At 74.6% G+C, this 6964-nt stretch carries 5 protein-coding genes; all 5 read right to left on the reverse strand.

Annotation, left to right across the window (positions count from 1 at the left end; translation table 11 throughout):
- Window positions 1-57: 57 nt before the first annotated feature.
- A complete protein-coding gene (gene purM, locus ACFWEK_RS16800) occupies window positions 58-1164 on the reverse strand; it encodes a phosphoribosylformylglycinamidine cyclo-ligase (RefSeq protein ID WP_430554772.1) in 1107 nt (368 codons plus the stop codon).
- 89 nt (window positions 1165-1253) lie between these two features.
- Complete coding sequence (gene purF / locus ACFWEK_RS16805; protein ID WP_429766003.1) at window positions 1254-2801, reverse strand: amidophosphoribosyltransferase; 1548 nt, start codon at window positions 2799-2801, stop codon at window positions 1254-1256.
- A gap of 48 nt (window positions 2802-2849) precedes the next feature.
- The gene (locus ACFWEK_RS16810; RefSeq protein WP_430554773.1) at window positions 2850-3287 is read right to left on the reverse strand and encodes a hypothetical protein; all 438 of its coding nucleotides are present in this window, start codon (window positions 3285-3287) and stop codon (window positions 2850-2852) included.
- 43 nt (window positions 3288-3330) lie between these two features.
- Complete coding sequence (locus ACFWEK_RS16815) at window positions 3331-6141, reverse strand: ExeM/NucH family extracellular endonuclease (RefSeq protein WP_430554774.1); 2811 nt, start codon at window positions 6139-6141, stop codon at window positions 3331-3333.
- 240 nt (window positions 6142-6381) lie between these two features.
- On the reverse strand, window positions 6382-6756 hold the full coding sequence (locus ACFWEK_RS16820) for a sterol carrier family protein (protein WP_430548390.1): 375 nt from the start codon (window positions 6754-6756) through the stop codon (window positions 6382-6384).
- Window positions 6757-6964: the final 208 nt, after the last annotated feature.

Consider the following 6964-nt stretch of genomic DNA (forward strand, 5'->3'; position numbering starts at 1 on the left):
GCCCTTCGTCATGCGCGAGGCCCGGCGCGGGGGAGGTCCGCTCCCCCGCGCGGGACGTCAGCGGTAGTCGCCCGTGAGGCGGACCGCGCCGCCCTGCACGCCCTTGGTCCCGGCGACCAGGTCCTCGGCCGGCGCGCCCGGGTCCAGGTCCTCGACCGAGCCCAGCACCCACGCCGGCACGCCGCGAGCCGCGAGGGTCGTCAGCGCCGCGTCGACGCCGTCCGCGCCCACGACGGCCACCATGCCGACCCCGAGGTTGAGCGTGTTCTCCAGGTCCCGACGCGGCACCGAGCCGAGCTCGCGCACGGTGCGGAAGACGGCGGGCACCTCCCACGATCCCCGGTCGACCGTCGCCACCGTGCCGGCGGGCAGCACGCGCGCGAGGTTCGCCGCGAGCCCGCCGCCCGTGACGTGCGTGACGGCGTGCACCTGCGCTGCCGGGTCCTCGGCGAGCGCGAGCACGTCCCGCGCGTACACGCGGGTGGGCTCCAGCAGCTCCTCGCCGAGGGTGCGGCCGAACTCCTCGACGTGGCGGTCCAGCGACCAGCCGGCGTGCTTCACGACCGCGCGCACCAGCGAGTAGCCGTTGGAGTGCAGGCCGCTCGATCCCATCGCGACGAGCACGTCGCCGGCGCGCACGCGCTCCGGGCCCAGGACGGCGTCCGCCTCGACGATGCCCGTGGCCGCGCCCGCGACGTCGTACTCGTCGGGGGCCAGGAGGCCCGGGTGCTCGGCCGTCTCGCCGCCGACGAGGGCCGTGCCGGCCACCTCGCAGGCCTGCGCGATGCCGCGCACGATGTCGGCCACGCGCTCGGGGACGACCTTGCCGGTGGCGATGTAGTCCGTCATGAACAGCGGCTCGGCGCCGACCACGACGATGTCGTCCACGACCATCCCGACGAGGTCGAAGCCGATCGTGTCGTGCTTGTCGAGCGCCTGCGCGATCGCGACCTTGGTGCCGACGCCGTCCGTCGACGTCGCGAGGAGCGGCTTGCGGTACTCGCGGATCGCGGACAGGTCGAAGAGCCCCGCGAAGCCGCCCACGCCCCCGAGGACGGCGGGCCCGTGCGTGCGCCGCACGGCGTCCTTCATCAGCTCCACGGCCTTGTCGCCGGCCTCGGTGTCGACGCCGGCCGCGGCGTAGGTCAGGGGTTCGTTCGTCACTGTGGCTCCCAGGCCGGTGGTTGAGCTAGTCGAAACCACCATCGGTCGTCGGACGGTGGCTTCGACGGGCTCGACCACCGGGGATCAGGTCAGGGGTGGTCGAGCGCGGTGCCGCCGCCGGCCCCCACGGAGACCGTGCGGAGCCCGTCCTCGGGGGCGCCGAGCGGCAGCTCGGCCTGCTCCAGCAGGTGCTTGCCGAGCTGGTCGGCGGTGGGGAGCTCGATCGGGTACTTGCCCGTGAAGCAGGCGGCGCACAGCTGGGACGCCGGCTGCTCGGTGGCCGCGATCATGCCCTCGGTCGAGATGTAGCCGAGGGAGTCGGCGCCCAGGGACTGGCCGATCTCGTCCGGGCTGAGGCCGTTGGCGATGAGCTCGGCCCGCGACGCGAAGTCGATGCCGTAGAAGCACGGCCACTTCACCGGCGGCGAGGAGATGCGCACGTGCACCTCGGCCGCGCCGGCCTCGCGGAGCATGCGGATCAGGGCCCGCTGGGTGTTGCCGCGCACGATCGAGTCGTCGACGACGACGAGGCGCTTGCCGCGGATCACTTCCTTGAGCGGGTTGAGCTTGAGGCGGATGCCGAGCTGGCGCAGCGTGTCGGACGGCTGGATGAACGTGCGGCCGACGTAGGCGTTCTTGGTGAGGCCCTGCCCGAACGGGATGCCCGACTCCGCGGCGTACCCGACGGCGGCCGGCGTGCCGGACTCCGGCGTCGGGATGACGAGGTCCGCCTCGACGGGGTGCTCCCGGGCCAGCGTGCGGCCCATCTCGACGCGCGACGCGTGCACGGAGCGGCCGTTGATGGTGTTGTCGGGGCGGGCGAGGTAGACGTACTCGAAGACGCAGCCCGCGCGCTCCGGCTCGGCGAACTTCTCGGAGCGCAGGCCGTCGGCGTCGATGGTGAGGAGCTCGCCCGGCTCGACGTCGCGCACGTACGACGCGCCGACGATGTCGAGGGCCGGCGTCTCCGACGCGACCACCCAGCCGCGCTGCAGGCGGCCCAGCACCAGCGGGCGCACGCCCTGCGGGTCGCGGGCGGCGTAGAGGGTGCCCTCGTCCATGAAGACGAGGGAGAACGCGCCGCGCAGCTTCGGGAGCACCTCGAGCGCCGTCTGCGCGAGGGTGTGGTCGGCGTCGCCGGCCAGCAGGGCCGTGATGAGCGCCGTGTCGGTGGTGTTGCCGCGTGCGAGCTCGCCGCGGCGCTGCGCGCCGTAGCGCTCGGCCACGAGGTTGACCAGCTCGGCGGAGTTGGTGAGGTTGCCGTTGTGCCCGAGGGCGACGGTGCCGCCCGCGGTCGCGCCGAGGGTCGGCTGGGCGTTCTCCCAGGTCACGCCGCCGGTGGTGGAGTACCGGCAGTGGCCCACCGCGAGGTGGCCGGTGAGGGCGTCGAGCGCCGTCTCGTCGAAGACCTGGGACACGAGGCCCATGTCCTTGTAGACGAGGATCTGCTCACCGTTGCTGGTGGCGATGCCCGCGGACTCCTGTCCGCGGTGCTGCAGGGCATAGAGGCCGAAGTAGGCGAGCTTGGCGACCTCCTCGCCGGGGGCCCAGACCCCGAAGACGCCGCACGCGTCCTGGGGGCCCTTCTCGCCGGGCATGAGGTCATGGTTCAGGCGGCCGTCAGGGCGCAAGGGCATGTCTCGAGTATCCCACAGGGCCCCGGTGCGTCGACCTGCCCGGACGCGTCAGCGACGACGCAGGCTGCGCCGGTCGGAGATCACGGCGACCAGCCCGCCGACGCCCAGCCCGAGGGCGATGCCGCCGAGGATCGTCACCGACACGTAGACGCCCGGCTTCAGCAGGGCCGCGGCGACCTCCGGGTCGGCGGAGTCGATGAGCCAGGTCGAGAAGATCAGCCCGACGACGCCGCCGACCAGCGCGCCCATCCACAGGAACACCGGGTACTTGGGGGCGCGGCGCACGCGCTCGGGGTCGACCAGCAGCGTCACGTCCTGCGGCTCCTCGACCTCGTCCGAGGCCTCGTCCGAGGCGCCGTCCGGGGTGGCGTCGGTGCCGGCGGCGGACTCGGCGGTCTCCGCCGGCACCTCGCGGGCGTGCGGCGTGGCGTCGGGCGCGGTGCCGTCGGGTGCCGGGGTGTCCTGGTCGGGGGTCGAGCTGCTCACCCCTCGAGCCTAAGCCACCCGCCGGCACCCGACGGCCGGCGCGTCAGGCGGCGCCCAGGTCCTTCCAGGGGCCCCACGGCGTCGCGCCGGGCTCGTCGTTCCGGGAGTACCACTGGGCCCGCCAGCGGTGCCCGTCGTGCACGACGACGTCACCCTTGCCGTACACCCACGTGCTGGTCCAGGCGGAGTAGGTCCCGGCCGACGTGGCGACGGGAGCCCCGACCTCGGCCCAGGGCCCGTACGCCGACGCCCCGGGCCGGTCGCCGCGCGACCACCACAGCGCCTCGAAGAGCCCGCCCTCGAAGGCGACCCGGTCCCCCTTGCCGTAAGTGTCCTTCGCGTCCCACGCGCGCGCGGACGGCGCGAGGTCGAGCCCGACCAGCAGCGGGTCGTGGTCCGACGACCGGAACGGCGTCTCGTCGTAGAGGATCGTCGCGTTGTAGTTGTAACGGCTGTACTCGTTCGCCACCGGCTCGTACGCGTTGACGTTCCAGATGTCCGTGCCGGTCACCCGGTCGATCAGACCCGACGACGCGAGCGCGTGGTCGAGCGAGCCGACCGCGCCGTCGAACGCATAGGTGTACTCGCCCGTGGTCGGCCCGAGGTCCGTGTAGCCCGCGTCGGTGAGCACGACGACCGGGTCCTCCTGCTCGTAGGAGTTGAGGTCGCCCACGAGCAGCACCGCGTCGGTCCCGGCGTCGGCGGCGACGTCGTCGGCGAAGGCCACCAGCGCGGTCGCCTGACGCACGCGCGACTCGTTGGAGGCGCCCTGGCCGTCGCCCGTGTCCTCGTCCCCGGGCCACGGGCCCGCCGACCCCTTCGACTTGAAGTGGTTGGTGATCACCACGACGTCGTCGCCCGGGTCGGCGTCGACCCCGCCGGCCGGCTGGAACACCTGCGCCAACGGCTGGCGTGCGTTGCCGAACGCCTCCGGGTCGTCGAGGATCCGCGAGGTCCCGACGGGCTCGGCGCCCGCGGTGCGGTAGACGAACGCCGTGCGGATGACGTCCTCGCTCGCGGGCACGGCCGCCGGCGAGGCGACGAACGCCCAGGTGCCCGCGCCGTCGTGCGCGTTGAGCGCGTCGACCAGGTCGGACAGGGCCTGGTCGCGGTCCTTGCCGAACGCGGCGGAGTTCTCGATCTCCTCGAGGCCGACGACGTCGGCCCCCAGCGCCGAGATCGCCGCGACGATCTTGGTCTGCTGCCGTTCCAGGTCCTCGGCCTCGGCAGCGCCGCGGGCGTCGCAGCCGCCGCGCACGGTGACCGGGTCGCCCGCGCGGTCCGTGTAGTACGTGCACCCGTCGAGCTGGTCGCCCGTGGTGGTGAAGTAGTTGAGCACGTTGAAGGTGCCCACCTGCAGCGTGCCGCCGACGTCCTGCGGCGAGGCCTCGCGCGTGTCCTCGAACGTGGCGGGCTGCACCGCGTCGGCCACGTCGGGCGTGAGCCGGCGCTGCGGCTGCAGCCCCCAGGCGTCGTACCGGTAGTCGAGGACGACCGGCCGTGTGAAGGTCACGGCGGCGCCGACCCGCACGGGGTCACCGCCCGTCAGCCACGGCAGCGGCTGCGACGAGTTGGCGGCCGAGCCGTAGTTCGTCGACGCGCCGTCGTCCAGCAGGACGGCGCGGGCCGCGTTGTCCTCGGCCTGCTGCTTCGCCTCCACCGAGCCGGGTCGGCCGGCCGTGGTGGGCTGCACCAGCGGCGAGCCGCCCGCGGCGAGCCCGATCGTGCCGTAGAAGTTCGTGTCGTAGTTGTCGGTGACGGTGAAGTCGCCCTGCGGCGCGAGCAGCATGCCCTCGAGCACCTCGCGCTCGGCGTCGGTCGCGGGCCAGGTCGTGGCCAGCGGCTCGACGGCGCCGGGCTCGTCCAGCGGGGCCCAGGAGTCCGCGGTGAGCTCCGTGAGGCCGGAGTACTCGCTGACCTCGCCGGTGACCTCCACGTGGTCGCCCACCTCGAGCTCGCCGGCCGCGGCGCGGGAGTACACGAAGACGGCGTCGGAGGCGCCGGGCGTCGCGTCGTCGGCGGGGTCGCCGCCGGTGCCGGCCGTCTGGAGGTAGAGCCCGTCGAAGCCGCCCGTGGGGTAGGTGGCGGTCACGACGCCGGTGGTCGTCACCGTCTTCCCGGCCAGCGGCGACGCGGCGCCGGAGCCCTGGATCTCGGCGATCGTCGCGTCCTCGGCAGGCCCCGGGTCCGTACCGGGGTCGGTGCCGCTCGCGGTCGGCGTCGGCGCCCCGGCCGCGAAGTCAGCGGCGTTGTCGGCGGTGTGCGCGTGGGCGCGGCGCGCGACCGACGTGGCGTTCGTCGTCGCCGGTGCCGGCCCCGAGCCCGCGAAGGCGTTGGCGGTCGGGCCCCAGCCGACGAGGTCGACGACGGCCTCGGCCGCCGCGCAGTCCGCACCCGCGCACGTCAGGCGGTCCGTCGAGCGCACCAGCGCCGCCTTCGCGCCCGTGCCGGACATCGCGATGGTGCCGGTGACGTCGGGGGTCGGCAGCGCGGGCAGCGACGTGTTCCCGCCCAGCGCCTCCGCGACGAGGAACGACCCGCCCGCCGGGATCGACCCCGCGAGGTTCGTCTGGGCCCCGTTGGCCCAGGTGCCGGTCGCGGAGGCGTACTGGACCGACCACCCCTCGAGGGACACCGGCTGGTCCGTCGGGTTGTACAGCTCGACGAAGTCCTGGTTGAACGCGGCGCCGCTGTTGCCGCCGCCCCCGTACAGCTCGTCGATGACGACGGAAGCGTCGGGCGAGACGGCGGCCGTCGCGGGGACGGCCAGGGCGGCGCCGACGGGCAGGACGAGCGCGGCCGCGGTGGCGGCGGCGAGCGGTGCTCGACGGCGGGCGGGACGGGTGGGGCTCACGGTGGCTCCTTCGCGGCGGACGTGGGTGACGTCACCTCAGCAGACCCGCGTGAACCGTTGTTGAACCCCACGTCACCGGACGTCGTCGTCCGGCCGTCGGGATGCGTGCCTGCCCGGTGGGCCGAACGTAGCGGAACCGGCCGACAACCGCGCGCTCTCCGGCCGCCCCGCGGGATCCGGTACTCCCTCGCGGCACTCCGTACTACCTCGCGGGGATGCGTACTCCCTCGGCGGAGCCCGTCAGGGACGCGGGCGTGCGGCCTGCAGCGGCAGCAGCGCGGACAGGTCGGCCCGCTCTCCCGAGGCGCTCACCCGCCCGGACGCGACGGCGTCGGCCCACGAGAGCCGACCGGTGGCGAGCGCGAGCCAGGTCTCGACGTCGGTCTCCACCACGTTCGGCGGCGTCCCGCGCGTGTGCCGCGGCCCCGCCACGGCCTGCACGGCCCCGGCGGGCGGCACCCGTACCTCCACCGAGTTCCCGGGCGCGACGTCGGCCAGCTCCTCCAGCGTGAACCGCACCGCCGTCGTCACGACGGGCCGCGAGGCGTCGCCGCCCAGCCACGCGGCCACGGCCGCCCGTCCGGCAGCAGGTTCGGTCCGTCGTCGCGCAGGCACGCCAGCACCTTAAGCCTCCCCACCCACCGTCCGACGGCGTCGCTCCGCGCGCCCGGCTGCGCGCCGCCGGCGGCGAGCCGCCCGCCGCGTCACCCTCGGACGGGACGGGTGCGGGACGAGAGATCCGCCCTACGCCGCGTGAGGCGAACGACGAGCGCGGGTCGAGGACGGCTTCGCGCGGACGTATCCCTCCCGAGGTGGAGGGCGC

The organism is Isoptericola sp. NPDC060257, assembly GCF_042726645.1.
Classification (GTDB): domain Bacteria; phylum Actinomycetota; class Actinomycetes; order Actinomycetales; family Cellulomonadaceae; genus Isoptericola; species Isoptericola nanjingensis.